Raw genomic sequence first — 23,699 nt, 5'->3', positions numbered from 1 at the left:
CCATCATTGCCGTACATCCTCCAGCGACTATAGGAGCAAGCGGAAATGAATCACGGCATCGCGATTGGAAAAGTCTCGCAAGCGAGCGGAGTCAAGGTCACCACTGTTCGCTTCTATGAGCAGATCGGGCTGCTGGCCGCGCCGCCGCGCACGGATGGCGGGCGCCGCACATATGATCTCAAGGACATCGAGCGGCTAACCTTTATCCGGCACTCGCGAGAGCTCGGCTTCGAAATCGACCAGATTCGAACGCTGCTCGAACTCCAAGACCGTCCCGGCCAGTCTTGCGCAGATGCCGACACGATCGCCAAGGCTCGCCTGGTGGAGGTGAAAGCGAAGATCGCGAGCTTGACGGCGTTGCAGGCCGAACTCGAGCGGATGGTCGATGGCTGCAGCCATGGTCGGGTCGAGAGCTGTCGGGTGATCGAGATCCTCGCCGATCACGGCAAGTGCAAGCACCATCTGCACGACGCTTGATCCGAAGCCAGATGGATCGACCACTACCTTCGATGTGGATCACGTTCGGAAACCGGTCAGTCAGTCAGATTGGAACACCATTGACCTCTCAAGTCCAAATCATCGCCGAGCTCGGTGTCGCGCCATCGTTCGAAGTCTCCGTCGAGGTGGACCGGCGGGTCTCGTTCCTCAGGGACTACTTGGTGCGCTCCGGCCTGACGACCTATGTCTTGGGCATCAGCGGCGGCGTCGATTCGACCACAGCGGCCATGCTGGCACAGCGAGCCGTGAGGGACCTGCGGGCCGAGGGCCGCGAAGCGCGTTTCATCGCGGTACGGCTGCCCTATGGAGTTCAGGCCGACGAGAAGGACGCCCAGGCGGCATTGTCGGCGATCGAACCGGATCAGACCTTCACCGTAAACATCAAGCCTGCCGCTGACGCCATGTGGCGGCAGATCCGGGCAGCCGGCTTCGGGCCCGAGAATGAGGGACAGGAGGACTTCCTGCTCGGCAACGTCAAGGCGAGGCAGCGGATGATCGCCCAGTTCGCCCTGGCGGGAGGTCTAAAGGGCCTCGTCATCGGGACCGACCATGCCGCCGAGGCGGTCATGGGCTTCTTCACCAAGTTCGGCGACGGCGCCGCCGACATCCTGCCGCTCGCCGGCCTGACCAAGCGGAGGGTCCGCGCCATAGCAGCCCACCTCGGTGTACCGTCGGAGCTGGTGTTCAAGGTGCCTACGGCGGATCTCGAGGACGATGCCCCTTTGCGGCCAGACGAGGACGCCTATGGGGTGACCTACGACCAGATCGACGATTTCCTCGAAGGCAGGGCGGTTCCCGATTTCGCCCGCGATCGGATCGTGAACGCCTATCGCGCGACCGCCCACAAGCGAGCCCTTCCGGTCGCCGCCAACGCCGCGGCCTGACGGCTTCGTCTATGGTTGGAGCGGGTCCGAAGCGGACTTGGCGGCCTGCACGTCGCGCTGACGTTCGGGCCAGGTGCTCTTGATGTAGTCGAGCGCGGCGGCGATCTCGCCGTCGTCGAGCACCGCACCGAAGCCTGGCATGTCGGTCTCGTAGCCGGGCATCATGGCCGCCGGCCCTTCCTTGACGATCCGGAACAGTTGCCGGTCGGAGTGGTGCCAGGTATGACCGGTCGCGTCGTGGGGCGGTGCCGGCAGGCGCCCGGTCGGCAGCCGCTGCTTCCAGTTCGGCTGACCTTCGAGGTTCGCGCCATGGCAGCTTGCGCAATAGTCGACATAGACCTGCCTGCCGGAAACGTCCTCGGCAAGGGCCGCCCCCGCCGCTCCCGCCAAGGCGACCGCGATCAGAACGGCGAGGTGTTGAGCGCTTCGATGACACGACATTCAGCGACGACCCCCTTCCGGCATTCGGCGACCATCCGCGACAATTCTGCTCGCAGGCTCTGCAACTGCGCCAGGCGGCGTTCGACCTCGTCCAGTTGAGCCTGGGCGATTCGGCTGGCATCGGTGCAGGAGGCCTCGGGCTGTTCCTGCAAAGCCAACAAGGTGCGGACGGACTGCAGGTCGAAGCCGAGATCGCGGGCGTGGCGGATGAATCCGAGACGGCGGACGTCCGCCTCGCCATAGATGCGGCGCCCGTTGCCCTGTCTGGCCGGTACGGGCAGCACGCCCGCTCGTTCATAGTAGCGGATGGTCTCGACATTGACCCCCGCGTTGCGGGAGAGATCCCCTATCTGCATTTCCTGCTTGCTCCTGTAGTGACTACAGGTTGTAGCCTCTGCACCAAATCGTCTCAAGAAGGAGCAAGGGCATGAGCGCTGCTGCCGAAACCGTACGCTACCAAGTCACCGGCATGGACTGCTCGTCCTGCGCCGCCAAGATCGAAGGGGCCGCCCGCAAGGTGGACGGCATCCAGGACGTCAAGGTCTCCATCGCCTCCCAGATCATGACGCTCGAGGTGGACGATCCTGGTCGGCGCTTGCCAATCCTCGAGACCGCGGTGACGGACCTCGGTTACCAGCTCGACCGGATCGGCGGGCAGAAGGGGGCGAACTCCGAGCACGACCACGACGAGGAGGGCGACGACGACCACATTCCGGACCTCTCGCACGTCACGCCGGCCTACAAGCGGGCTCTCTGGATCGTCGTGCTGCTCAACGTCGGCTACGGCATCGTCGAGATCGCCGGCAGCTTCATCGCCGGCTCCCAGGCGCTGCAGGCCGATTCGCTCGACTTCCTCGGCGACGGGCTCATTTCGTTCCTGGGCCTGATCGCCGTTGGCTGGGGACTTGCCGCCCGGGCGAAGGCGGCCCTGCTGCAAGGCATCTTCCTGGGCCTTCTGGGACTGGGCGTGGTCGCGTCCACCGTCTACCGAGTCTTCATCGAGCACCAGCCCGAGAGCCTGGTGATGGGCGTCTTCGCGCTGATTGCGTTCGTGGTCAACGTGCTGGCCGCAGTGGTGCTTATCCCGCACCGCAAGGGCGACGCCAACATGCGAGCGGTTTGGCTGTTCTCCCGCAACGACGCCATCGGCAACCTCGCCGTGGTTGCCGCCGCGGGTGCGGTCTGGTGGACCGGGTCGCAGTGGCCTGACCTGATCGTCGCCTTCGCGGTGGCCGGCCTGTTCCTGCAGTCCGCTTGGTCGATCATCCGTGATGCGAGGTCTGACCTACGGCAGGCTGGCCGATGAGCAATCGCGACTCCTCGCTCTTCCTCGTTCTGGGCGTCATCGGCGTGGACGCCTCCACCAAGGAGGCCGCCCTGATGTACCTCGACGGGGCTGGCGTGCCGGTGCTGCCGGTGTTGAACCTTACCCTGGGATTCAATACCGGCGTGAGCTTTGGCATGTTCGCCGCGGACGGGCCCGGGGGCTGGTGGGCCATCGTCCTCGTGACCCTCGTGGTGTCCGCGGTGGTCGCCTGGCTGTGGCACAGGAGCCGTGGACGACTCGAGCGCTTTGGCTACGCCGCCATCCTGGGCGGGGCACTGGGCAATCTCGTCGACCGCATTCCCGATGGCGCGGTCACCGACTTCATCGACCTGCACGCGGGCGGCTGGCACTTTCCCACCTTCAACCTGGCCGACGTCGGCATCAACGCCGGCGTCGTCATGCTGCTGATGGCGACCATCACCGGCGCCTTCGCGGGCCGTACCGCCCCCGGTGCCGGGCGCCCCTAACCCATCAAAGGGCGGCCATGGTCGAGAGCGGCGCGACGGGGCAGGTTCCGTTGGGATCGAGCAGAGCGGCGCCCGTGCGGTTGAACACGTAACGCTTCTCGCACACGTCAACCGCCGGCAACTGCAGCGTGCGGTCGAAGATGTCCGTGCCCTCCTTGAGGTTGCGCCAGAAGGGGGCATGGGGGCTGGCGGCGTGCCGTGCGAGGTTTGCCTCCGTCATGCGGAACGGCAGCAGCTGCAGCTGCACGGATCGGTTGCCGCCCCTGAACGACTCCCGGACCATGGCGTAGAGTTCCTTGATGCCGTCGTCGGTCATGGCGTAGCAACCCACCGACTTGCAGTCGCCGTGGATCATCAGGTAGCTGCCGGTGCGTCCCCAAGCCTGGTCGAACTTGTTGGGGAAGCCCACGTTGAACGACAGGAAGTAGTTCGACTTCGGGTTCATCAGGGCTGGGGTCACGTCGTAGAAGCCTTCCGGCGATTGGTAGTCGCCTTCCTGGATCTTGGGTCCGAGCGCGCCCGACCATTTGCAGATCGGGTAGGTCTTGAGCAGGGCGTACCGGCCGGTGTGGGTGCGCTTCCACACCTCGAGCTCGGAACTCTCCTTGAACACCCGGATCATCATCGGTTCGGTAGGCGAGGACCCGATCGCCGCCATCTGGTCCACCAGCCCCTTCGGCAATGGGACGTTGTGACGATTGTCGCCGACGAACTGGCTGCAGCCGGCCAGAGCGACAGCTGCGATCAGGAGGGCGACGGTGTGAAGGAGGCGAGAGAGCATGAAGAGGTCCAGTTCAGTTCCTGGCAACCATATCCCCGGAGGGTTACCCCTTCGTGAGCCTTACCCTTAGGTCATGGGAACGATGTCGCGATCGTGTTCGACCATGCCGGCCAACTCCATCTCGATGGTGGCGTGCTCCACGTCGAACTGGTCGTGCATGCTCTTCTTGAGTCCCTCCTTGAGGTCCGTGGCAGCGGCGAGGTCATTGCGATCGGTGACCAGATGCACCTCGACCGCTGTTCGACCCTCGCTGATCTGCCAGACATGAAGATGATGAACGTCCACGACGCCGTCCGCGGCCTCGAGATGCCGCACCAGGCCGGCGTGATCGAAGCTCTTGGGAGCACTGTCCATCAGGACCGCTATCGATTCCCGGATCTCCGTGGAACCGTGGACCAGGACGTAGATGGCGATCAGGGCGGTTACGGCAGGGTCGACCCAGGAAGCCGATGGTCCCCAGATCATGATGGCGATGCCGCTGGCGATCACCGCGACGGTGCCCAGCGCATCGGCGATCATGTGGAGGAAGGTGCTGCGAACGTTGAGGCTGCCGAGATCCTTGCGCAGCACCCACGCTGCGAGCAGGTCCTCGACCAAGGCGATGACGCCTACGATCAGGACCGTCGTGGGGACGACTTCCACCGGTTCCAGGAAACGGGTGCCGGCTTCCCACAGCAGATAGAGGCCGATCATGATCAACGTGGTGAGATTGATGAGGGCGCCAACGGTTTCTGCCCGGGCATAGCCGAAGGTTCGTCTTTCGTTTGCGGCCCGCTGGGCAATGCGCCAGGCAATATAGGACACCAGAACCGAGCCGGCGTCCGATAGGTTGTGCGCTGCGTCCGCGATCAGGGCGAGTGAGCCGGAGATGGCCCCGCCCACCACCTCGGCGACAGCAATGCCGAGGTTGAGCGCCAAGGCGATGAGCAGCCGGCGGCCTTGTCCTGGGCTACGATTGGCTGCGGATCCGTGCGAATGGGACATGCAAACCTCCTTGCGTCGAGGTCAACCTAACTCCTCCAGTGGCTAGAGGAGCAAGCGCATTGTCGCAGCCTGTCCTAGCCCAGTTGCTGTGGAGGCACCGGAATGTCAGGCTAGGACGATGAAGAATCTAATCCTTGCAGCCCTCGTTGGCGGATGGGCCACTACAGTATTCGGTGCGGAACTGCCGATGATGCTGGTTGACGACCTCATGGTCGAGGAGGCTTGGGCAAGAGTGAAGCCGGACGGCGTGGAAGTCTACCTCGTTATCAACAACCGCAACCTTACCGGCGTAGGCCCGCTTGGCATCGAAGTTCCAGGCGCAACCATGACGCAGGTGGTAAGATCGGATGGGGGGACCTTCGAGCCCACGTTGCCACCGCATGCCGAACTCTACATGCAGCCCGGGGGAGTACGTGTCGAAGCCACAGGTATATCTGTAGGGGGCAAAGTGCCGGTCAGCGTGTCATTGGGAGAGGCGCGGGTGACGTTCAATGCCCGTATCCTTGGTGCAGGAGAGCCTCCTCCCGACCACCACGACTATGATCACAGCTGATAGAGCTGTTGCTGGACAGAGTTCACCACCACTTCGGAATCTCTACTGGCACCCAGGATCAGCGCCGATGCCCGGTTCCGCTGCCACGGTCGTCCCAGGTAATGCAGACCTGGCGTTCCTGCGGGCACTGCGTTCCAGTCGGCGACGTTCCGGTATCCAACCGCCCAGATGACTGAAGCGACCTCAGCGTGGCCGCCATCCGAGAACTTTGCAGTGCGGTCGGACGCATCAACGAGGCGTGGCCGGATGCTAATGCCTCGGCCACGAAGCGCGGCAAGGCTTCTGCCGCGGTCCGGGAAAGGATCCGCCTTCTGCATCATCCTGCCGACTGGCGATCCGGCAGACGCGGACAAGAGCCCCAGCCGGTCCATCACCGTCCAGGTGCTGACGCCGAACAGGCGCTGCGGGAACAGGCGGCGGGGCTTGCCAGTGGCGAGCAGGACCTCGTGCGTGGCAGCGAATTCGATCGCCATGTCCCGGCCCGAAGCGCCATCGCCGACTACCAGCACCGGACCCTTCCCCACGCTCAGCGGCGACCGGTACGTGGACATGGTGAGCTGGGCGATGCCGGGTCCGAACCGCGACGCCACCTCCGGTACGATCGGCTGCTGGAAACCGCCCGTGCAGACCAGCACGGCTTGGCTGCGCACGGTGGCGTCGTTGCCCAACTCGGCGACGAACGTGCCGGCAGTGTCACACTCCAATCGAACCACCCGGGTTCCGCTCATCAGCGGGAGGCGGTTCGTTTCGGCGTAGGACCGAAGGTAGTCGGCGAATTCGAGTCGTCCGGCATAGCCTTCGGCGTTGCCATCGAGCGGCACGCCTGGGAGCGAGCTCAGGCACCGCGGCGTGAACAGGGTCAGGCTATGATAGCGGTGTCGCCAGCTATCACCGACTTGGGCAGATGCATCGACCACCAGGTGCGACACGCCAGCCTGGTCGAGACGGTAGGAAGCCGCCAAACCAGCTTGGCCGCCCCCGACGACCAGGACGTCGACCTGCTCCGTCATTGCGCAGCTGCGACCTCGCTCGCGACCAAATCGGCAAGGGCTTGCGGATCAGTGTTGGCTGGCGCCTTGCCGTTGACGAAGAAGGTGGGCGTCTGCCGAACGCCGAGGCGCTCGACGTCGGCCATGTCGGCGTTGAGAACGCCCACCATGCCTGGCCTGAGAACGTCCTGCCGGGCCTGTTCCACATCGAGACCAGCCTCGCCTGCAATCTGCCATGCCAGATCGAGGTCAGGTGCACCATGCACCGCCCATTCCGGCTGGCGGGCAAGGAGCGCTTCGAGCACCGGGATGAAGAGGTCCTGGAGACGAGAAGCCTCGATGATCTTCACCGCGGTGTCTGAACCTTCGTGAAAAGCTGCATAGCGCAGCACCAGCTTCACCTGGTTGGGATGACGATCCATAATCTGCTTCACGATCGGGTAGAATGCGCGGCAGGCTTCGCAGCTGGGGTCGAAGAATTCGGTGATGGTGACTGGAGCGTCTGCAGGGCCGATCACCGGTGAGTGGGGCCGTGCGAATCCTGCTTCCTCTACGGTGGCGACGACGGGCGATGCGCTTGGCGTCGGGGCGGGCCGGTAGAACCAGGCTGCGAGGCCGAATGCGGCGACGGCGATGACTGCGACCGCCACGACGGCAAGGCGCTTGTTCATGATTGTTTCCTCGCGAGGGGCAAGAGCAAGAGGGTGATGCCGGCAAAGGCAGCGGTGGAGAGATAAGGAATGGGAATGCCCATGATCAGCATGCCGGCTCCGGAACAGGAGGGCCCTGATGCCGAGCACGGGACAATCGGTGCTGGCAGCAGTCCGGCATACTGGAGGGAATGGTAGGCAGCGATGACCAGGCCGACCGACGAAAGCGGCAGGGCATATCGCCAAGTGTCCATATCGCCGCGGAAGGCGCCGACACCTAGGATCACGACCAGCGGGAACATGGCGATGCGCTGATACCAGCACAGGGTGCATGGCATCTGTCCCATGACCTCGCCGATGAACAGGGCGCCAAGCGTGGCGACCATCGCGATGAACCAGCCGGCCATGAGCAGGGTCCACTGATGCGTTTCGCGCGGCATGCAAACTCCTTGGTTCGAAGGATTCTTAAGATCTATAGCCGCTAGAGGAGCAAGGGCAATTTCGCCGCACCCCGATTGCTCGTATGCGGGCTTGCACGGAGCTGCCTTTTAAATCGAATTATTATTAACGATATTATGCTGTGCGGCTTCGCTTCCCGGTCTGGTGCAGGTCTAGCCCGAGTGTCCCTGCCATCGATGACGCAGTCTCGCCAGATTTAACCTTAGGCTAAGGATGATGGGCTGGAATGATCCGGACCGTGTGGTGAGGAATGACCATCTCAATCCATCGTTGGCTGTTGCCCGTTATGTTCGCGCTGCTCGCACTGATGCTGTCCATGCATCAGGCAGGTGCTGCCGTTCATGTGGCCGAGCACGGGATCGGTGCGGTCGCGGTGGGTTCCGACAGGCACGATACGCCCGATCCTCTCCACGCCACGACATGCTGCACGATTGCCTTCGGGGTTGCGGCACCCGATGCCGTCTCGGCCTTTTCGCCGGCAAGCACCATTCGTTTCGCCGTCGATCCAGGGCGCACCAACGGCTATTCCTATCCGAGATCCAAACATTTCCGTCCGCCTCGTCTCGTCTGATCCAGCAGTCCGGCACTGCCAACGCAGCGCCGATCCATGGAACACCGACCGGACCGAATGATGAAAAGACGCGATTTACTTCGGCTGCTTCCCATGAGCGCAGTCGCAATCTTGCCTATGATGCAGCCTGCACGGGCGCAGTCCCTATGGGACATGATGAACCAGACCCGCACCCTGACCGATGCAGAGCGGGAAGCGAACAGTGCCGCCGCGATCCAGGCCATCGATACGGTTGAGCCGATCCTCAGCTACGACACGGCCAACAACCTTCAGATGGCGATTGCCCAATACGAGCCCTTCGTCGCCCGCGGCGGCTGGGAGCAGGTGCCGCAGGAAACTTACGGCGTTACCATGGGCGTCAACCGTGATGGCGTGGTGCAGCTCAAGCGGCGGCTGCTCGCCTCTGCGGACATGCCCATGGTGGACAGGGTCGACGATGCAATGGACGCTCCGACCGACGCCGCCTTGCGACGCTTCCAGGCTCGCCATGGCCTGCAGGTAAGCGGACAGGTCGACGAAGCCACCTGGTATGCCCTCAATGTTCCGGCCGAGACCCGACTGCACCAGCTTCGCCTCAACCTGCTACGGGTGCAGAACATGGCGTCGGCGTTGGCGGACCGCTACGTCGTGGTGAACATTCCCGCGGCCTTCATCGAGGTTGTCGAGGGCGGGATGGTGCAGCGCCGGCACACCGCTGTGGTTGGACGCATCGACCGGCAGACGCCAATCCTCAAGAGCCGCATCCACCAGATCAACTTCAATCCGTACTGGAACGTGCCCGTCTCGATCATCCGTCGCGATCTCATCAAGTACATGAACGAGAACCCGAACTACCTGACCGAACAGAAGATCAGGATCTTCGACGGCAGCGGCAACGAGCTGCAACCGAGCCAGATCAACTGGCAGACCGAGGAAGCGGTGAACTACCGGTTCCGCCAGGATCCGGGTCCGCAGAACTCGATGGGGAACGTCAAGATCAACTTCCACAACCCCCATGCGGTCTATCTGCACGACACGCCGACCAAGGGCCTGTTCGGGGAGAACGCCCGGTTCTATTCGTCAGGATGCGTCCGCGTCGACCAGGTCCAGGACTTCGTCGGCTGGGTGCTGCGCGACAACGGCGACTGGGGGCCCGGAGAGGTCGCCAATGTGTTCGCCACCGGCGAGCGGAAGGACGTCGAGGTAACCAACCCTCCGGAGATCCACACGACCTACATCTCGGCGTGGGCGAACCGGAACGGGGTCGTCAGTTTCCGGGACGATGTCTACGAGTTCGACATGGCTGGCAAGGTCAGCTTCGATGCATGACGTCCTGGGGGTCGGGGAGAAGCTGACGATCGGGATCGCCGGGATGGCCTGCGACGGCTGCGTCCATGTCCTGGAGAACGCGGTCAATCGGCTCCCAGGCATCGCCTATGTCGGAGTTTCGCTGAGCGGCGCAAGCATGACCGTCCGCAGTGGCGAGGGGTTCGACCTCGCCAACTTGTTTGGTTGCGTGAAGGCTCTCGGCTACGAAGTGTCGGAGGCCGGGAAGGCGTTTCCCGGCACCTCGATGGACTGCCCCTGTCGAGCACGCGCCAGAGCGAGGTGACGTGACCAGATCTATAGAGCGGTTGCGAGATAGGTAAATCGCGGAACGTGAACTTCGTGCACTAACGAGCTGGCATCACTGATCTTGACGGACAGCAGCGACGCCACACTTCGGCGAATACCGCGACGCAGCAGGTGCCGGCGCCAGCTAAGACCCAGAGCGATGGCTCCGGTCCGATAGTGCCGAGGGAGATCGACAAGGCGAATGGCGCCAATGCGGACAGCCCCAGCCTTCCCATGCCGATCCAGCCCAGCCGTTTCCCGAAACCTGCCTTGCCGAAGATCGCCAATGGCAGCGTCCCGGAGACGATGCTGAAGAGCCCGCTGCCGATACCGAAAACCACCGCGAAGGCAATGGCGCCAGTAGTTGAGGGGGCGGATAGCGCTAACGCACCCAACGCCAGCGGCATTGTGACTGCCGAGACCACTGCCAAGACCGTAGCAGGAAGGTTCTGGCCGAAGGCCATGTTGATCAATCGACTTGCCACCTGGGCAGGACCGAGCAGCGAGGCGACCCACACGCCGGCTGTGCCCAGCCCCAGCAGGCCAAGCATGGGCACCATATGGAACAATGTCGCCGCCGAAACCAAGCCGGCCAGCGAGAACCCAAGGACGATGAGGACGAACACGAGGTTTCCGTTCTCGACCGATATCGGCATCGGGGCAGCGACCGTTTCGGGCGGACGACCCGCTGCGATCCGTGCGAAGCGGGATAGCAACAGGTGCAGCGGGAGACAGACCGCGAGGTTCAGGCCGGCGAAGAGGAAGTAGACCTCTTGCCAGTTCGCGGCTTCCAGCAACCAGGTGGTAAGCGGCCAGAAGATCGTCGAGGCAAAGCCGGCGATGAGGGTCAGGTAGGTTATGCTGCGTTGGGCGCGGGAGCCCGTCGTCTGGGCGAGGAAGGCGAACGCCGTGGAATAGAGCACGAAGGCAGATGCCAGTTCGACAAGGATCACGCCAGTTAAGAAGGCCATGGCGTTCCCCGCCAGCCCGCAAGTCGCCAGCGCCGCAGCGGCACCAACCGAGCCGGCCGACATTACCCTGCCAGCACCGACCCGATCTGCCAGCCCGCCCGCCCATGGCGAGACGAGCCCACCGGCGAGCAGTGCGAGGGAGATGCAGCCGTAGATCCACTCCACTGGCACCTGCAGGTCGCCGGCGACGTTCGGGGCAAGAATGCTGAAGCTGTAATAGAGGGTGCCATACCCGATGATCTGGGTGATGCCGAGAGCCCAGATGGCGCCGGCGTTGGATTGGGTATCGGCCATCGTATCCTAGATCGACTTGAGGCCGACCCGCTCCTCGAGCTTGGCTGCCGCTTCCTTGCGCTCGCTATAGCGGGAGGTCAGGTAGCCGGATACGCCGCGGTTGATCAGCGTGAATTTCACCAGCTCCTCCATAACGTCGATGACCCTATCGTAGTAGGATGACGGTTTCATGCGACCGTCCTCATCGAATTCTTGGAAGGCCTTTGCCACCGAGGACTGGTTGGGGATGGTCACCATCCGCATCCAGCGTCCGAGAATGCGCATTTGGTTGACGGCGTTGAAGGACTGGGAGCCACCCGACACCTGCATGACCGCCAGAGTCCGACCCTGCGTGGGCCGAATGGCGCCGCCAGGAAGCGGTATCCAGTCGATCTGCGACTTCAACACCGCGCTCATCGCGCCATGCCGTTCCGGCGATGTCCAAACCTGGCCTTCAGACCATAGCATGGCCTCGCGCAGTTCCTGCACCTTGGGGTGCGTTTCTGGAGCATCGTTGGGCAGCGGTAGGCCATTTGCGTGGAAGATCCGGACTTCGGCACCGAATGCCTCAAGGAGGCGTGCGGCTTCCAGGGTCAGGAATCGGCTGTAGGAGCGTTCCCGCAGCGACCCGTAGAGCATCAGAATGCGTGGTTTGTGGTCGAGGGCAGGAGCGACGAGCTGGCCGAAGTCGGGAACCTGGAAGGCTGCAGGCAGGACGTTGGGCAAGTTAGACAAGCCGCTTCCCTTCGGCATCGATGATGACCTCGCCGTCCTCCTTGGTGAACGGCCCGATATCGGGGTTCTCGAGGATATCGAGCACGACTTCGGATGGCCGGCAGAGGCGGGTGCCCACCGGGGTCTCCACGAACGGACGGTTGAGCAGGATCGGCTGCGCTTCTATGGCTTCGAGCAGGTCCTCGTCGGTCTTGGCCGGGTCACCCAAGCCCAGTTCCTCGTACGGGGTATCCTTCTTGCGGAGGGCATCACGCAGGCTGATGCCGGCGGCGGAGACCAGTTCCAAGATGCGATCGCGGCTTGGCGGCGTCTTGAGGTATTCGATCACCGTCGCTTCGACGCCGCTTTGACGGATCATGGCCAAGGTGTTGCGGGACGTGCCGCAATCGGGGTTGTGGTAGATGGTGACGCTCATTCGGCGGCCCTCGTTTCTGTGTTGTGTCGAACGGCTGCGCCGCGCTCGTACCAGCCCTTGCTACGGTTCACGATCCAGACCACCGACAGCATGACCGGCACTTCGACCAGCACGCCGACCACGGTGGCCAAAGCGGCCCCGGAGTTGAAGCCGAAGAGGGCAATGGCAGCCGCAACCGCGAGTTCGAAGAAGTTGGAAGCGCCAATCAGTGCCGAGGGCCCGGCGACGCAGTGCTGCTCCCCGGAGACCCTGTTCAGGAAGTAAGCCAAGCCCGAGTTGAGGTAGACCTGGATCAGGATGGGCACGGCCAGCAGCAGGATAACCGTGGGCTGGGCGATGATCTGCTCGCCCTGGAAGCCGAAGAGCATGACGAGGGTCAGCAGCAGCGCGGCGATCGAGATCGGCTGCAGGACGGCCAGCACCTTGTTCATGGCGTCGATGCCGCCATTGGCAAGCAGCCACCTGCGATAGAGCTGCGCAGCAATCACCGGCACGACGATGTAGAGCCCGACTGAGAGCAGCAGCGTGTCCCAGGGAACGGTGATGGCAGAAAGGCCGAGCAGCAGGCCGACGATCGGCGCAAAGGCGACGACCATGATGGCGTCGTTGAGGGCGACTTGGCTCAGGGTGAAGTGGGGTTCGCCCCGGACCAGGTTTGACCAGACGAACACCATGGCGGTGCACGGCGCTGCGGCCAGGATGATGAGGCCCGCGACATAGCTGTCGATCTGCGTCTCCGGCAGCAGTGGTCGGAACAGCCCGCCGATGAAGAGCCAGCCTAGAAGGGCCATTGAGAACGGCTTGATTGCCCAGTTGATGAAGACGGTGACGCCGATGCCGCGCCAGTAGTAACCGACCTGCCGCAGGCTCATGAAGTCGATGCGGACCAGCATGGGCACGACCATCAGCCAGATGAGCACTGCCATAGGGATGTTGACCTGAGCGTACTCAAAGGATCCCAGACCCTGGAAGACGGCAGGGAAGAAGTGGCCGGCGGCGATGCCGACGACGATGCAGATGGCGACCCACAAGGTCAGGTAGCGTTCGAAGATGGACATGGGAAACCTAGATGGCGCGGAACAGCATCGGTGCGGATGAGCAGATGGAAGAGGCCTGACGTGTCCTGAGGATCGCGGAAGGTGCGTCCTCACGGTCGATGACCTCGAAGCCAAGATGCTTGAAGAAGTCGGCTGCCGTGGTGGTCAGCAGGTACGCTCGCGTGCCGCCGGCATTGGAGATCTCACGAAGCATGCCCTCGGCCACCGTACGCCCGGCGCCAGTGCCCCGGCTTTCCTGCGGCACGACAACGGATCGAAGAAGGGCGTCCTCGCGGTAGAGCTCGAAGCCGCCGAAACCGAGGAGTCGACCGTCCTGCTCGAATCTGAAGAACGACCGGTCAGGTTCACCAACATCGTCGGTAGGAAGCTTTGCTTCGGTGAGAGCGGCGAGGAACTTCGGATCGTTCCCCGGTATGGGAGTCGGGCTGATCATGCGACCTTGGACGACTTGGTGGTCGTTCCGTCCATGGCGCCAATGCCTTCAAGCTTCGAGTTCAATGCCATACGATCGATGCTGGCGATCGGCAGGTTGATGAACGCGCCGATCCGGTTGCGCAAATAGCGCATGGCATCATCGAAGGCGGCACGTTGCTTGAACTCCGGTCCGTCAACTGCAGCAGGGTCTTCGATGCCCCAGTGGGCGGTCATCGGCTGACCGGGCCAAATCGGACAGACTTCGCCGGCAGCGTTGTCGCAGACCGTGAAGATGAAATCCATCTTGGGTGCATCCGGGGCGGCGAACTCATCCCAAGCCTTCGAGCGAAGGCCATCCGTCGGAATGCCAACCTTGGCCAGCGTCTCCAGCGTCATCGGATGAACCGATTCTTTGGGCGTCGAGCCCGCGGAGTATGCCTGAAAACGGCCTTGGCCCACATGATTGAGGATCGCCTCGCCCAAGATCGAGCGGGCAGAATTGCCGGTGCAGAGGAACAGGACATTGTAGACGCGGTCAGGCATGGCTCGACTCCTTTGGTGGGCAACAAGGGGTGAACTCGGCGACGAGAGGCTCGCACAGCTCCGGTCGACCACCGCAGCAGTCTTGCACTAGAAAGCTCGCAATCTCTCGAACACGATCAACGACGGCACGATAAACGATCGAACGACTGTGACGCTCGGACTCGATCAGGCCGGCACGGGTTAGTACGCCCAGGTGCGACGACATCGTGTTCTGTGGCACCTCTAGGCGGCGCGCGATTTCCCCTGCCGGTAGACCTTCAGGCTCGTGTTCCATGAGCAAGCGGAAGGTATCCAGACGGGTCGACTGCGATAGTGCAGCGAAGACTTCGATTGCATGTGTTGATTCCATATATCGAAGATTATGGATTTAAAACTCGCTGTCAAGATGAGGTTTTTGCCGCGTCTTATGCAGGGCGTGGAAGCGGGCCCTGTCCAATCCTCACCTCTTTCGAAGTGTGACCAGTTCTCTGCCCAAGGCTTCTAGGGCAACTTTCAGGAGCTTCTCACATCGCTCGCCGTGATTGAAATGGGGTCGGTTACCTGCTCCTGCTGCTCGACGTGCGGCCCAATGCCGGGACGACATTCGGCTACGGATGTTACGCCCTCGTCATCGCCGCGGCGGCGGTGCTTTGCGTGAGCCTGACGGGTTATCTGGTCGGTTTGACCGCGAGGTTGTTTACCAACGACCCGGACGAGCAGATCGCCTTCTTTCACCGTTAGCAAGAAGGAACTCAACATTGCGGCAGCACTCGTTGTCGCCTCGAGACTGCCGAGCGGGCTGGCTGTGCCGGCGGTTTTTTTTGCGGTGATACAGACGATCACGTCTCCCGTTGCGGCAAAGCTATTGGCTCAGGGTGCCAACCAGGCATTGGTACGGCCCGGCGAATCCTCGGCTTAGGGTGCCCAGGTAAGTTCCCAGCCCTTCCAAGGCTTGATGCACTTGCCGGAAGTGCTTTGAGGCCTGTCGGATCTGGCCAAAGCACAGGTGCTGCAGGCCGGCGATACTTGCCGTGACACCACAACCGGGTGCGGGGTTGCCGCCATCATCGGCCAGTCACTGCTGGCAAAAAGTCACTCCCAATGGCTCGATGATGGCATGTCGACGTCAATATAACACGTCACTGCAGTCACAGGTGTTTGGACTAACTAAACTTTCAGTCGCCGCCAAATTGGTGACAAAGATGGTGCTCTGAGGATATCCGGACGGCAAAAACGGCAAGTCGACGTCATTTCATGGCGACTCGCCATCTCTTACGGTCGAGTGTTGGTGGCCTGAGGCTAACAGTTTCGCAATATGGGCAAGGCTAAAGTGCGTTTCAGCCTTGGAGTTCTGCCATGCCCCGTCGACCAGCGTTCGAGCCCGATGTCACCTTGGGAGATCTTCTGGTGCTGGCGCGCCTCGGGGCACTGGCCCACGGCGACGAGAGGATCTTCGCGACGGCTGAGCTCAAGCAGCAGACCGGAGCCAGTAACACCCGGATCAGAAACGCCATGCTTCGCATCGCCGAAGCGCTCGGTCCGGTTGAGGTCGAAGGCAAGAAGCGCCGGACCCAACGCCCCAACGCCAGGGGGCGGAACATCGGCGGTGCAGCCGTTCTTGCGAACCTTTTGATTGAGATCGCCCGTGATGATGCCACTGATCAGGATCGCCTTCATCATGAGATCCGGCAGCTCCTCGACCACGTCGATTACCAGTACAAGCACGGCACATTCAGGAAGTCCTCGTCCCCACCGCGATTTTGAGGAGGATTCCCGCTGTCCGCCCAGGAGGTCGTTTCGTCTTGGGGATACAGTTCGTCAGTGTTTGCGTGCAGCGGGGTCGACGCGTAGCCTCGATCCATGAGCCAGAGTCGACATGAGCCGCTGGGACGAAGAATGGACCGCGTACTGTTTACAAGGCCGCTGTTCGAAACGCTGCTGTTCGAGAACGATTATGGCCGTGAGGACCGCAGGGTAGTTATCGCCTTAACCTTCAAGGCGGTCGTGCGGTACCGTTGGAGGCAACTGTCCTCCGCTCTTGGAGAGGCGTGCGACATACTTCTATTCCGCATCGCGGCGAGAGGTCGCGTACCTCGCAGCGGTATGACTCCGGTCCTGCCAGTCGGCGATCTCCTCTGGCACCAGGTTACCGATTGGGGAGTGGCCCAGCGCGTGCGCCGGACGTTCGGTCGCGTCGGGAGACGGAGCGACTGCACCACACTGTACTGCGGGTGGCGCAACGAATTGACGCCGGGTGAGCCGCTGCCCGTTTTCGTTCTCCTGGATGGGTCCTCCAGGGTGAAGGAGGTGGTTTATGCCGATATGGGCGAGGACGATATTGTTGAGGCGTTGACGCTCGGCACCGGCTCCCACCTGCGTCCCTGCGAATCGGATGTCATACCGGCGATCGGGGCGCTGGCCCTTCACCTAGAGGTAGAGAATGTAGACGTCGACCGGGATTGGTCGTGACCGAACAGTTTACCGCCACCACACCCATCGGTTTCTTGAACAAGGCGGAAGCCTACCGTGCAGGGGCACAGCTTCTTGCTCGAGAACTGAAGGGCGTAGGCGGGTGGTCGGGTGATCCCACGCGCTACCTGTACTACCACGGCATCGAGCTCTACATGAAGGCTGCGCTGATATCGGCAGGCAAAACCGAGGACCAGCTACGGCGCCTAGGCCACGGCTTCATCAAACTGGCCTGTGCGTGCAACCTTGTAGGGTTCGGCCTCAACGAGCCCCAAGACCTGAACGTCCTCGAGATGATCGACACCGACAGCAACTACATCAAGGCTCGGTATCATCAGGTCGGCCCCTTTCGGGTGCCCACCGTGCAGGCCCTTGATGGGACGGCGCACGAGATCGCCTTCCTTGCGGTTGCGATGGTGCGCAGGTCTGGTCAACCGGTGCATGCGCCGAGGCCCGCCTTGCCCATGGAATACCGATTCCAGGCAAGCTGAAGCCACCTCCGTATCGTCATGTACCGACCCAGGATATCGAGACCTGGAGGTTTAAGGTAGCAACGGCGGTTGTGGATTGGGGCTCCCTGCGATTGCGTGGATAGCTGTGTGTGCTTAAGTCTGATGTATTCGGCTGGATCGATGAAGATGAAGCCGTTCCGAGCTGTCTGCTTTGGAGGACGACTACTATGCTTCTGGTCGGTGCCCATGTGACCAACTTTCGGTCCGTCGACGATAGCGAAGAGTTCGACTTGGCTCCGGTGACGTGCCTGGTCGGCAAGAATGAGGCGGGGAAGAGCGCTGTCCTCTTGGCTTTGGCCGCCTTGAACCCCCATGCATCCACCCCGGCGCGCCTGGACAAGGAGCGCGATTACCCCCGCCGTCTCCTCACACAGTATGCAGAACGCCACACCGACGAGGACGCGGTCGCTATTTCGACCACATGGCAGTTGAGCGCTGGGGAACTCGCCCGTGTCGCAGCTCAAGTCGGCAAGGGGGTGGTCACCGACGAGAAGGTCCGCATCTTCCGGCGTTACGGATCCAAGCAGCCCGAAGTCGAAGCCGATATCGACTACAGCACCGCAATCAAATGGCTGTACGGCAGCTTTCAGCTCGACGAAGCCGAAGTCTCGGTCATCGGCCCGGTGGGCACCACCTCGCAGCTCATCGAGAAGTTGAATGCATTGACGTCGCTGTCGGAACGCCAGCAGCTTCTGAAAGCGCATCTGGCCAAGCACGGTTCCGTCAAGACGCAGGTCGACAACCTGATCAGGAGCATGTTGCCGAAGTTCATGTACTTCTCCTCATATGACCGGATGGACGGGGCGATCCAGCTGGAACAGACCCGGAAGTTGATCGCCAACGAGACCATCGACCAGGAGCAGCACAAGGGAAAAAAGCTCTTCGCCGAGTTCTTGAGTTATGCCGGCGTGTCGATCGAGGACATCACCAACGAGACCACCTACGAGACCTTCAACGCCCGTCTCCAGGCCGCTTCCAACAATATCACCGACCAGATCCTGGAGTACTGGACGCAGAATCCGGATCTCAGCGTCAACGTGCGCGTGGAGCAGGCCCGGTCCGGCGACCCCGAACCGCTCAATGCCGGCACCATCGCGTGGGCCCGCATAAACAACGCGCTGCATCGCGTCGATACGCCGTTCTCGGAGCGCAGTGCCGGCTTCGTCTGGTTCTTCTCTTTCCTGGTCAAGTTCGCGCAGGTCAAGGACGAGGATACGCCTGTCGTCCTTCTTCTCGACGAACCCGGCCTGACCCTACACGGCAAGGCGCAAGCGGACCTGCTTCGCTTCTTCGACGAGAAGCTGGCGCCGCACCACCAGATCGTCTTCTCCACCCACTCGCCCTTCATGGTCCCCGCTGACGATCTTGCGTCGGTGCGCATCGTCGAGGACCAGATCGAGATGAAGGGTCCGCGGCGCTTACCCTTGGGAACGAAGGTCCGCAGCGACGTGCTGTCCCGCGATCCGGACACCATCTTCCCACTCCAGGGAGCTCTAGGGTATGAGATCTCCCAGTCGCTCTTCGTCGGTAAGCACACGCTGCTGGTGGAGGGGCCCGGGGACATTCTCTATATCCAAGCGCTTTCGGACGCGCTGAAGCGACGGGGTCGCGTCGGTCTCGACCAGAAGTGGACCATGTGCCCGGCTGGCGGTATCGACAAGATCCGCCCGTTCATCTCGTTGTTCTCGGGCAACGAGCTGCAGGTCGCGGTGCTCTCGGACGAGGCGAACGGCGACAAGCGCAAGATCGATGACATGAAGCGCTCCGCCGTGCTTAGGGCCGGACATCTCTATACCATGGCCGATTTTCTCGAACGTCCTGAAGCCGATATCGAAGATATGTTCGAGCCGGAGGTCTTCGCCTCGATCCTGAACGGTGCCTACGGCCTGGAAGATGCTAATAAGATCACCAAGGACCGCCTCGCTTCCACGACCCCGCCGACCGCGCGCCTCGTGAAGCAGGCTGATGCGCTGTTCGCGTTGATGCCGGCGACGGTGGCGGAGTTCGACCACTACACCCCGGCATCCTGGTTGATCCGCAACCCGAAGCTTCTCGACGGCAAGGGGCAGCCCGTGACGGCCACCCTAGATCGCGCCCAGAAGGTCTTCGACGTCTACAACAACCTGCTGACCTAGACTGGTGAACTATCTCGGCTGAGGCTTAGGGGACGAGATCATCAGGATGGCCGACAGGGCGGGACGTAAACAGTGCGGTGAGCGGTACTTAGAGAATTTACAGGGAGGAACTGAACTTGAAACGACTGGTATTTTGCTTCGACGGGAGCTGGAATCGTCTGGATGCTCCGAATCCGACGAACGTCCTTTTCACTGCGGAGAGCGTTCTGCCTTATGCCGGAGACACTGCTCAGGTCATCTTCTATGACGAGGGTGTCGGCACCGAAGAGGGCGAGACGTTCCAGGGCGGCATGTTCGGGCAGGGTCTGGTGAAGAACCTGAGCGACGGGTATCGCTTCCTGATCTTCAACCACACGCCCGGCGACGAGATTTACGTCTTCGGCTTCTCGCGTGGAGCCTATACGGCTCGTTCTTTCGTCGGCCTGCTCGGAACGTGCGGCATCCTCAGCCGGCATAGTGCCGGCAGGGCGAACGACGCGGTCGAACTCTACAAGCGACGTTCCGACGATCCTGCATTCAAGCAGGAGGTGATGGCGTTCAGGCGGGACTGCTCGCCGGACATCTGTGTCTCGGACGACGAGGACGAATGGCGTGCAGCCAACGTGCCGGGCTACAGCGCCGGCACGCTTCCCAAGCTGAAGGTGAAGTACCTCGGCGTCTGGGATACCGTAGGTGCCCTCGGTATTCCGGGCTATATCCTGGGAGCTGGTCGCTTCAATCGCGAGCATGAGTTCCACGACGTCAGCCTATCGTCGCTGGTGGAAAGCGCCCGACACGCCGTTGCGATCGACGAGCGCAAGAAGGATTTCGCTCCTACCCTGTGGGACAACATCGATCAACTCAACCAGTCGGTCGGTGCCGATCCGACATCCGCGGACGCCCCTTACCAGCAGGTTTGGTTCCCCGGCGTTCACGGGTCGGTCGGGGGCGGAGGGTCGCGTAGGGGCCTGTCCGATCAGGCGCTGGACTGGATCTGGGACGGTGCACGGAGGGCCGGCCTCGATCTGGACAGTTCCCCGTCTTCCAGGATCTATGAGTTGATGCCGAACCACCTCGAGCACCTTGCGAATACCGAGGACAAGCCTGGATTCAACCCGATCGGCATCATCCTCGATCGGTTGCCCGAAGCCGATCGCATGCCGGGACCCGCCGCGTTGCACGAGGTTAGCGTCACGGCTCAGCGTCGTTGGAAGGAACAGGCGGAACGGCTGCCAGAAAAGGAAGCATATCGCCCCGCTACCCTGAAGCAGGTGGCCGCACAACTGGATGCGCTTGACCCTGACGTCCTCGGTGTCGGCGAAGAAAAGGACATCGGACCCTTCGATCTCTACCAAGTGCAGAAGGGTGATGGCCTCAGAAAGATCGCGCAACAGGTCTATGGCAAGGCGGATATGTCCGATCTCATCCTTCAGGCCAACCGCAGCAAGATCGTCGATCCCAACCGTATCTACGCAGGCCAGATGCTTCGCGTACCAAAAGTAACCGGATAGCGCTGGTGCCGGAACGGAGGGAGACGAACAGCAAGACCGGAGTCGCGAAAATAGCGCGACTCAGGTCTGGGCGGTGCGGCGACCCAGAAATTTTCGACCCTCGTTGTTTTTGCAAAAATCGACTCAGGTTTCTGGTCACGTCACGACAACAAGCTGCTCGCGCAAAAAATTTGAGAGCCGCCCCATTGAAGGAGCGACTCTCAAATCAGTGGCGCATCGACTCACGACTTTTGGTCGATGCCCGGTTTTCCGGGGTCAAATCGACTCAACATTTTTTGGTCGCATTAACGCCTTCAACATGGTGGGCCCACCAGGACTCGAACCTGGAACCAGACCGTTATGAGCGGTCGGCTCTAACCATTGAGCTATAGGCCCTTGTCCGCCTCATAGCAGGCGACGGGACGGTGGCAAAGGGGTGTCGGGCAGGTTCGCGCACCGTTTTGCCTTCCCCGGCAAATCGTCTCCCGCTAAGCATCGATCAAGAGGACAAAGGCGGCGCATGCGCGAAGGCGACATCATCCAGGGGTTGATCCGCGGCCTTGCCGTCATCGAGTGCTTCGATGAGGAACACGCCCGGCTCTCCATCACCGAGGTGTCCCAGCGCACCGGGCTCGAGCGCGCCACCGCGCGGCGCTGCCTGCTGACGCTCGCCCATCTCGGCTACGCGACCTATGACGGCAAGTTCTTCCAGCTGACGCCGCGGGTGCTCAAGCTCGGGCATTCCTATCTGGCCACCACGCCGCTCCCCAAGCTGATCCAGCCCTTTCTCGAGGAACTCTCCCACGCCACCAGCGAAAGCACCTCGGCGGCCGTGCTGGAAGGCACCGACATTCTCTATGTGGCCCGCGCCTCCACCCGGCGGGTGATGTCGATCAACCTGGGGCCGGGTGCGCGTCTTCCCGCCTATTGCACCTCGATGGGGCGCACCCTCCTCGCCGCCCTCCCCGCGGACGAGGCCCGCGCCATTCTCGACCGCTCAGAGCTTGTGGCCTACACCGACCGCACCAAGGCCGATCTGGCCACCATCACCACCGAACTCGCCGTGGTCGCGGCGCAGGGCTTTGCCGTCATCGACCAGGAGCTGGAGCTGGGCCTCTGTTCAATCGCCGTGCCGCTTTTCAGCAGCTCGGGTAAGGTGGTAGCGGCGCTCAATATCGGGGCGCAGACAGCCCGCGCACCCACCTCTCGGATGATCGCGCACTTCCTCCCCTTGATGCGCAAGGTACAGGCAGAACTGCGGCCCCTGCTGCGCTAGTCAGCGCGTCTCTCATGCACACGTGCGCAACGGCAGATGACATTCAACGGGAGTCACACTGCGCTGTCATGAAAACAGCAGGGCATGGCAAAAGGCGTTGTTTTGGAGTACCTTGGCCCGTCACAAACCGGTCATCGAACTGAAATAAAACCGTCGTTGCGCGAACCTATGGTCTGCCGCGTCACAGGGCAGCCCAAAAGAGGGGTGGCCGATGTTGAAGATGAATTCCGGAAGGGACATTCCATGAAGACCGCACTCTACGCCAGTGCCGCCGTCCTCGCGCTCGCCGCGTTCGGCACCACCGCTGCCTCCGCCCAGTCGCGCGACACCATCCAGATCGCCGGGTCCTCCACGGTCCTGCCGTTCGCCTCGATCGTCGCCGAAGAATTCAGCGCCGTCTTCCCCGAGTTCAACACGCCGGTCGTCGGTTCGGGCGGCACGGGTGGCGGCCTCAAGCAGTTCTGCGAAGGCGTTGGGGAGAACACCACCGACATCGCCAACGCCTCCCGCCCCATCAAGGACTCCGAGCGCGAGGCCTGCACCGCGGCCGGCGTGACCGATATCCGCGAAATCCAGTTCGGCTTTGACGGCATCGTCTTCGCCTCCTCCGCCAACGGCCCCGATTTCGCGCTGGCCCCGGTCGACGTCTACAAGGCCATCGCCGCCCAGGTTCCCGTCGACGGCAAGCTCGTCGACAACCCCTACAAGACCTGGAAGGAGGTCAACCCTGACCTTCCCGATCAGCCGATCGCGCTAGCCGTTCCGGCTGCAAATCACGGCACGCGCGAAGTCTTCCAGGAAAAGATGGTCAGCGCTGGGTGCGAGGAAGCGGGTCTGCCTGCCGATGCCCCGGAAGACGCCTGCACCACCTACCGCCAGGACGTCGTGACCGAGATTTCCGGTGACTATACCGAAACCCTGGCGCGCCTTGCTTCCGACCCCAACACCGTCGGCGTGTTCGGGCTCTCCTTCTACGAGCAGAACACGGACACCCTCAAGGTGGCCACGGTCGGTGGCGTGACCCCGTCCAAGGAAACCGTTGCCGCCGGTGAATACCCGGTCAGCCGCCCGCTGTTCTTCTACGTCAAGGGCCAGCACATCGGCACCATCCCGGGCATCGAGGAATACGTGCAGTACTTCCTGTCCGAAGGCGTCTCGGGCGAAGGCGGCATTCTCGAAGCCGCTGGCCTGATCCCGCAGCCGGCCGACAAGACCGCTGAAGAACTCGCCGACTTCGAAGCCGGCAAGTAAAA

The 23,699-nt window shown here is 62.2% G+C and carries 30 protein-coding genes and 1 tRNA gene; 14 read left to right on the top strand and 17 right to left on the bottom strand.

Going from position 1 to position 23,699, the window contains the following annotated elements; all coding sequences use genetic code 11:
• Nucleotides 1-45 precede the first annotated feature (45 nt).
• On the top strand, nt 46-477 hold the full coding sequence (locus IC608_RS01245; protein ID WP_191772217.1) for a MerR family transcriptional regulator: 432 nt from the start codon (nt 46-48) through the stop codon (nt 475-477).
• Nucleotides 478-557: 80 nt separating this feature from the next.
• Complete coding sequence (nadE, locus tag IC608_RS01240) at nt 558-1,382, top strand: ammonia-dependent NAD(+) synthetase (protein WP_428053867.1); 825 nt, start codon at nt 558-560, stop codon at nt 1,380-1,382.
• Between the two features lie 9 nt (nt 1,383-1,391).
• Here nadE and IC608_RS01235 read toward each other — a convergent pair whose 3' ends face one another.
• Nucleotides 1,392-1,823 carry a c-type cytochrome gene (locus tag IC608_RS01235; protein WP_191772216.1) on the bottom strand — a complete coding sequence of 144 codons (432 nt, stop codon included), beginning with the start codon at nt 1,821-1,823 and terminating at the stop codon, nt 1,392-1,394.
• The gene (locus IC608_RS01230) at nt 1,784-2,179 is read right to left on the bottom strand and encodes a MerR family transcriptional regulator (RefSeq protein ID WP_191772215.1); all 396 of its coding nucleotides are present in this window, start codon (nt 2,177-2,179) and stop codon (nt 1,784-1,786) included. The genes IC608_RS01235 and IC608_RS01230 overlap by 40 nt, the downstream gene beginning before the upstream one ends.
• A gap of 71 nt (nt 2,180-2,250) precedes the next feature.
• Between IC608_RS01230 and IC608_RS01225 the strand changes: the two genes are divergently transcribed.
• Nucleotides 2,251-3,129: a cation efflux transmembrane domain-containing protein gene (locus IC608_RS01225; protein WP_248306140.1), complete on the top strand. Its 879-nt coding sequence runs from the start codon at nt 2,251-2,253 to the stop codon at nt 3,127-3,129.
• Nucleotides 3,126-3,617 carry a signal peptidase II gene (gene lspA / locus IC608_RS01220; RefSeq protein WP_191772214.1) on the top strand — a complete coding sequence of 164 codons (492 nt, stop codon included), beginning with the start codon at nt 3,126-3,128 and terminating at the stop codon, nt 3,615-3,617. Before IC608_RS01225 ends, lspA begins: the two co-directional genes overlap by 4 nt.
• A gap of 4 nt (nt 3,618-3,621) precedes the next feature.
• Here lspA and IC608_RS01215 read toward each other — a convergent pair whose 3' ends face one another.
• Both IC608_RS01215 and IC608_RS01210 read right to left on the bottom strand, forming a co-directional pair.
• Nucleotides 3,622-4,398: a L,D-transpeptidase family protein gene (locus IC608_RS01215; protein WP_248306139.1), complete on the bottom strand. Its 777-nt coding sequence runs from the start codon at nt 4,396-4,398 to the stop codon at nt 3,622-3,624.
• 66 nt (nt 4,399-4,464) lie between these two features.
• A complete protein-coding gene (locus IC608_RS01210; protein ID WP_191772213.1) occupies nt 4,465-5,382 on the bottom strand; it encodes a cation diffusion facilitator family transporter in 918 nt (305 codons plus the stop codon).
• 118 nt (nt 5,383-5,500) lie between these two features.
• Between IC608_RS01210 and IC608_RS01205 the strand changes: the two genes are divergently transcribed.
• Nucleotides 5,501-5,935, top strand: a complete 435-nt coding sequence (locus tag IC608_RS01205; protein WP_191772212.1) for a copper chaperone PCu(A)C — start codon at nt 5,501-5,503, stop codon at nt 5,933-5,935.
• Here IC608_RS01205 and IC608_RS01200 read toward each other — a convergent pair.
• Genes IC608_RS01200 through IC608_RS01190 form a run of 3 tightly spaced genes read right to left on the bottom strand, consistent with a single transcriptional unit; the run spans nt 5,926 to nt 8,014 of the window.
• Entirely contained in the window at nt 5,926-6,945 is a 1,020-nt protein-coding gene (locus IC608_RS01200; protein ID WP_191772211.1) for a flavin-containing monooxygenase, read from the bottom strand. The genes IC608_RS01205 and IC608_RS01200 overlap by 10 nt on opposite strands.
• Nucleotides 6,942-7,595 carry a DsbA family protein gene (locus IC608_RS01195; protein ID WP_191772210.1) on the bottom strand — a complete coding sequence of 218 codons (654 nt, stop codon included), beginning with the start codon at nt 7,593-7,595 and terminating at the stop codon, nt 6,942-6,944. Before IC608_RS01195 ends, IC608_RS01200 begins: the two co-directional genes overlap by 4 nt.
• Nucleotides 7,592-8,014, bottom strand: coding sequence for a disulfide bond formation protein B (locus IC608_RS01190; protein ID WP_191772209.1), 423 nt, complete (start codon nt 8,012-8,014; stop codon nt 7,592-7,594). Before IC608_RS01190 ends, IC608_RS01195 begins: the two co-directional genes overlap by 4 nt.
• A 269-nt stretch (nt 8,015-8,283) precedes the next feature.
• Between IC608_RS01190 and IC608_RS01185 the strand changes: the two genes are divergently transcribed.
• From IC608_RS01185 to IC608_RS01175, 3 genes are all read left to right on the top strand, one after another.
• A complete protein-coding gene (locus tag IC608_RS01185; protein ID WP_191772208.1) occupies nt 8,284-8,604 on the top strand; it encodes a hypothetical protein in 321 nt (106 codons plus the stop codon).
• Between the two features lie 93 nt (nt 8,605-8,697).
• On the top strand, nt 8,698-9,912 hold the full coding sequence (locus IC608_RS01180) for a L,D-transpeptidase family protein (RefSeq protein WP_191772207.1): 1,215 nt from the start codon (nt 8,698-8,700) through the stop codon (nt 9,910-9,912).
• A complete protein-coding gene (locus tag IC608_RS01175; protein ID WP_191772206.1) occupies nt 9,905-10,195 on the top strand; it encodes a heavy-metal-associated domain-containing protein in 291 nt (96 codons plus the stop codon). The genes IC608_RS01180 and IC608_RS01175 overlap by 8 nt, the downstream gene beginning before the upstream one ends.
• Nucleotides 10,196-10,256: 61 nt before the next feature.
• Here IC608_RS01175 and arsK read toward each other — a convergent pair whose 3' ends face one another.
• The 9 genes from arsK to IC608_RS01130 form a co-directional block, all read right to left on the bottom strand.
• Nucleotides 10,257-11,462 (bottom strand): arsenite efflux MFS transporter ArsK, encoded by a 1,206-nt coding sequence (arsK, locus tag IC608_RS01170; protein ID WP_191772205.1) that lies wholly within the window; start codon nt 11,460-11,462, stop codon nt 10,257-10,259.
• Nucleotides 11,463-11,468: 6 nt separating this feature from the next.
• Nucleotides 11,469-12,194 (bottom strand): arsenical resistance protein ArsH, encoded by a 726-nt coding sequence (gene arsH, locus IC608_RS01165; protein WP_191772204.1) that lies wholly within the window; start codon nt 12,192-12,194, stop codon nt 11,469-11,471.
• A complete protein-coding gene (gene arsC / locus IC608_RS01160) occupies nt 12,169-12,591 on the bottom strand; it encodes an arsenate reductase (glutaredoxin) (RefSeq protein WP_191772203.1) in 423 nt (140 codons plus the stop codon). Before arsC ends, arsH begins: the two co-directional genes overlap by 26 nt.
• A complete protein-coding gene (gene arsB / locus IC608_RS01155) occupies nt 12,588-13,649 on the bottom strand; it encodes an ACR3 family arsenite efflux transporter (protein WP_191772202.1) in 1,062 nt (353 codons plus the stop codon). The genes arsC and arsB overlap by 4 nt, the downstream gene beginning before the upstream one ends.
• Nucleotides 13,650-13,656: 7 nt before the next feature.
• A complete protein-coding gene (gene arsN2, locus IC608_RS01150) occupies nt 13,657-14,082 on the bottom strand; it encodes an arsenic resistance N-acetyltransferase ArsN2 (RefSeq protein WP_191772201.1) in 426 nt (141 codons plus the stop codon).
• Nucleotides 14,079-14,606, bottom strand: a complete 528-nt coding sequence (locus IC608_RS01145; protein ID WP_191772200.1) for an arsenate reductase ArsC — start codon at nt 14,604-14,606, stop codon at nt 14,079-14,081. The genes arsN2 and IC608_RS01145 overlap by 4 nt, the downstream gene beginning before the upstream one ends.
• Nucleotides 14,599-14,955 (bottom strand): ArsR/SmtB family transcription factor, encoded by a 357-nt coding sequence (locus tag IC608_RS01140; protein ID WP_191772199.1) that lies wholly within the window; start codon nt 14,953-14,955, stop codon nt 14,599-14,601. The genes IC608_RS01145 and IC608_RS01140 overlap by 8 nt, the downstream gene beginning before the upstream one ends.
• A gap of 143 nt (nt 14,956-15,098) precedes the next feature.
• Nucleotides 15,099-15,428 (bottom strand): hypothetical protein, encoded by a 330-nt coding sequence (locus IC608_RS01135; RefSeq protein WP_191772198.1) that lies wholly within the window; start codon nt 15,426-15,428, stop codon nt 15,099-15,101.
• A 456-nt stretch (nt 15,429-15,884) separates the two neighbouring features.
• Nucleotides 15,885-16,289 carry a hypothetical protein gene (locus tag IC608_RS01130; RefSeq protein WP_191772197.1) on the bottom strand — a complete coding sequence of 135 codons (405 nt, stop codon included), beginning with the start codon at nt 16,287-16,289 and terminating at the stop codon, nt 15,885-15,887.
• Nucleotides 16,290-16,481: 192 nt separating this feature from the next.
• Between IC608_RS01130 and IC608_RS01125 the strand changes: the two genes are divergently transcribed.
• From IC608_RS01125 to IC608_RS01110, 4 genes are all read left to right on the top strand, one after another.
• On the top strand, nt 16,482-17,054 hold the full coding sequence (locus tag IC608_RS01125; protein ID WP_191772196.1) for a hypothetical protein: 573 nt from the start codon (nt 16,482-16,484) through the stop codon (nt 17,052-17,054).
• Nucleotides 17,051-17,545, top strand: coding sequence for a hypothetical protein (locus tag IC608_RS01120; RefSeq protein ID WP_191772195.1), 495 nt, complete (start codon nt 17,051-17,053; stop codon nt 17,543-17,545). Before IC608_RS01125 ends, IC608_RS01120 begins: the two co-directional genes overlap by 4 nt.
• 188 nt (nt 17,546-17,733) lie before the next feature.
• Nucleotides 17,734-19,701: an AAA family ATPase gene (locus tag IC608_RS01115; protein ID WP_191772194.1), complete on the top strand. Its 1,968-nt coding sequence runs from the start codon at nt 17,734-17,736 to the stop codon at nt 19,699-19,701.
• Between the two features lie 116 nt (nt 19,702-19,817).
• A complete protein-coding gene (locus tag IC608_RS01110; RefSeq protein WP_191772193.1) occupies nt 19,818-21,191 on the top strand; it encodes a phospholipase effector Tle1 domain-containing protein in 1,374 nt (457 codons plus the stop codon).
• A 299-nt stretch (nt 21,192-21,490) separates the two neighbouring features.
• On the opposite strand, the gene IC608_RS01105 is transcribed toward IC608_RS01110, so the two are convergent.
• A tRNA-Ile gene (locus tag IC608_RS01105) sits at nt 21,491-21,566 on the bottom strand.
• Nucleotides 21,567-21,690: 124 nt separating this feature from the next.
• On the opposite strand from IC608_RS01105, the gene IC608_RS01100 reads away from it, so the two are divergent.
• Nucleotides 21,691-22,446 carry an IclR family transcriptional regulator domain-containing protein gene (locus IC608_RS01100; RefSeq protein WP_191772192.1) on the top strand — a complete coding sequence of 252 codons (756 nt, stop codon included), beginning with the start codon at nt 21,691-21,693 and terminating at the stop codon, nt 22,444-22,446.
• Between the two features lie 243 nt (nt 22,447-22,689).
• Nucleotides 22,690-23,697 (top strand): substrate-binding domain-containing protein, encoded by a 1,008-nt coding sequence (locus IC608_RS01095; protein ID WP_191772191.1) that lies wholly within the window; start codon nt 22,690-22,692, stop codon nt 23,695-23,697.
• Nucleotides 23,698-23,699 lie beyond the last annotated feature (2 nt).

The sequence above is a fragment of the Devosia oryzisoli genome, from assembly GCF_014837245.1.
Taxonomy (GTDB): domain Bacteria; phylum Pseudomonadota; class Alphaproteobacteria; order Rhizobiales; family Devosiaceae; genus Devosia; species Devosia oryzisoli.
This window is presented reverse-complemented; position numbering and strand designations above follow the sequence as displayed.

Excerpts from the sequence above, each read along its gene's own strand:
- IC608_RS01245 (WP_191772217.1), top strand. The coding sequence starts at position 46 with ATGAATCACGGCATCGCGATTGGAAAAGTCTCGCAAGCGAGCGGAGTC.
- IC608_RS01235 (WP_191772216.1), bottom strand. The coding sequence starts at position 1,823 with ATGTCGTGTCATCGAAGCGCTCAACACCTCGCCGTTCTGATCGCGGTC.
- IC608_RS01230 (WP_191772215.1), bottom strand. The coding sequence starts at position 2,179 with ATGCAGATAGGGGATCTCTCCCGCAACGCGGGGGTCAATGTCGAGACC.
- IC608_RS01225 (WP_248306140.1), top strand. The coding sequence starts at position 2,251 with ATGAGCGCTGCTGCCGAAACCGTACGCTACCAAGTCACCGGCATGGAC.
- lspA (WP_191772214.1), top strand. The coding sequence starts at position 3,126 with ATGAGCAATCGCGACTCCTCGCTCTTCCTCGTTCTGGGCGTCATCGGC.
- IC608_RS01215 (WP_248306139.1), bottom strand. The coding sequence starts at position 4,398 with ATGCTCTCTCGCCTCCTTCACACCGTCGCCCTCCTGATCGCAGCTGTC.
- IC608_RS01210 (WP_191772213.1), bottom strand. The coding sequence starts at position 5,382 with ATGTCCCATTCGCACGGATCCGCAGCCAATCGTAGCCCAGGACAAGGC.
- IC608_RS01205 (WP_191772212.1), top strand. The coding sequence starts at position 5,501 with ATGAAGAATCTAATCCTTGCAGCCCTCGTTGGCGGATGGGCCACTACA.
- IC608_RS01200 (WP_191772211.1), bottom strand. The coding sequence starts at position 6,945 with ATGACGGAGCAGGTCGACGTCCTGGTCGTCGGGGGCGGCCAAGCTGGT.
- IC608_RS01195 (WP_191772210.1), bottom strand. The coding sequence starts at position 7,595 with ATGAACAAGCGCCTTGCCGTCGTGGCGGTCGCAGTCATCGCCGTCGCC.
- IC608_RS01190 (WP_191772209.1), bottom strand. The coding sequence starts at position 8,014 with ATGCCGCGCGAAACGCATCAGTGGACCCTGCTCATGGCCGGCTGGTTC.
- IC608_RS01185 (WP_191772208.1), top strand. The coding sequence starts at position 8,284 with ATGACCATCTCAATCCATCGTTGGCTGTTGCCCGTTATGTTCGCGCTG.
- IC608_RS01180 (WP_191772207.1), top strand. The coding sequence starts at position 8,698 with ATGAGCGCAGTCGCAATCTTGCCTATGATGCAGCCTGCACGGGCGCAG.
- IC608_RS01175 (WP_191772206.1), top strand. The coding sequence starts at position 9,905 with ATGCATGACGTCCTGGGGGTCGGGGAGAAGCTGACGATCGGGATCGCC.
- arsK (WP_191772205.1), bottom strand. The coding sequence starts at position 11,462 with ATGGCCGATACCCAATCCAACGCCGGCGCCATCTGGGCTCTCGGCATC.
- arsH (WP_191772204.1), bottom strand. The coding sequence starts at position 12,194 with ATGCCGAAGGGAAGCGGCTTGTCTAACTTGCCCAACGTCCTGCCTGCA.
- arsC (WP_191772203.1), bottom strand. The coding sequence starts at position 12,591 with ATGAGCGTCACCATCTACCACAACCCCGATTGCGGCACGTCCCGCAAC.
- arsB (WP_191772202.1), bottom strand. The coding sequence starts at position 13,649 with ATGTCCATCTTCGAACGCTACCTGACCTTGTGGGTCGCCATCTGCATC.
- arsN2 (WP_191772201.1), bottom strand. The coding sequence starts at position 14,082 with ATGATCAGCCCGACTCCCATACCGGGGAACGATCCGAAGTTCCTCGCC.
- IC608_RS01145 (WP_191772200.1), bottom strand. The coding sequence starts at position 14,606 with ATGCCTGACCGCGTCTACAATGTCCTGTTCCTCTGCACCGGCAATTCT.
- IC608_RS01140 (WP_191772199.1), bottom strand. The coding sequence starts at position 14,955 with ATGGAATCAACACATGCAATCGAAGTCTTCGCTGCACTATCGCAGTCG.
- IC608_RS01125 (WP_191772196.1), top strand. The coding sequence starts at position 16,482 with ATGGACCGCGTACTGTTTACAAGGCCGCTGTTCGAAACGCTGCTGTTC.
- IC608_RS01115 (WP_191772194.1), top strand. The coding sequence starts at position 17,734 with ATGCTTCTGGTCGGTGCCCATGTGACCAACTTTCGGTCCGTCGACGAT.
- IC608_RS01100 (WP_191772192.1), top strand. The coding sequence starts at position 21,691 with ATGCGCGAAGGCGACATCATCCAGGGGTTGATCCGCGGCCTTGCCGTC.
- IC608_RS01095 (WP_191772191.1), top strand. The coding sequence starts at position 22,690 with ATGAAGACCGCACTCTACGCCAGTGCCGCCGTCCTCGCGCTCGCCGCG.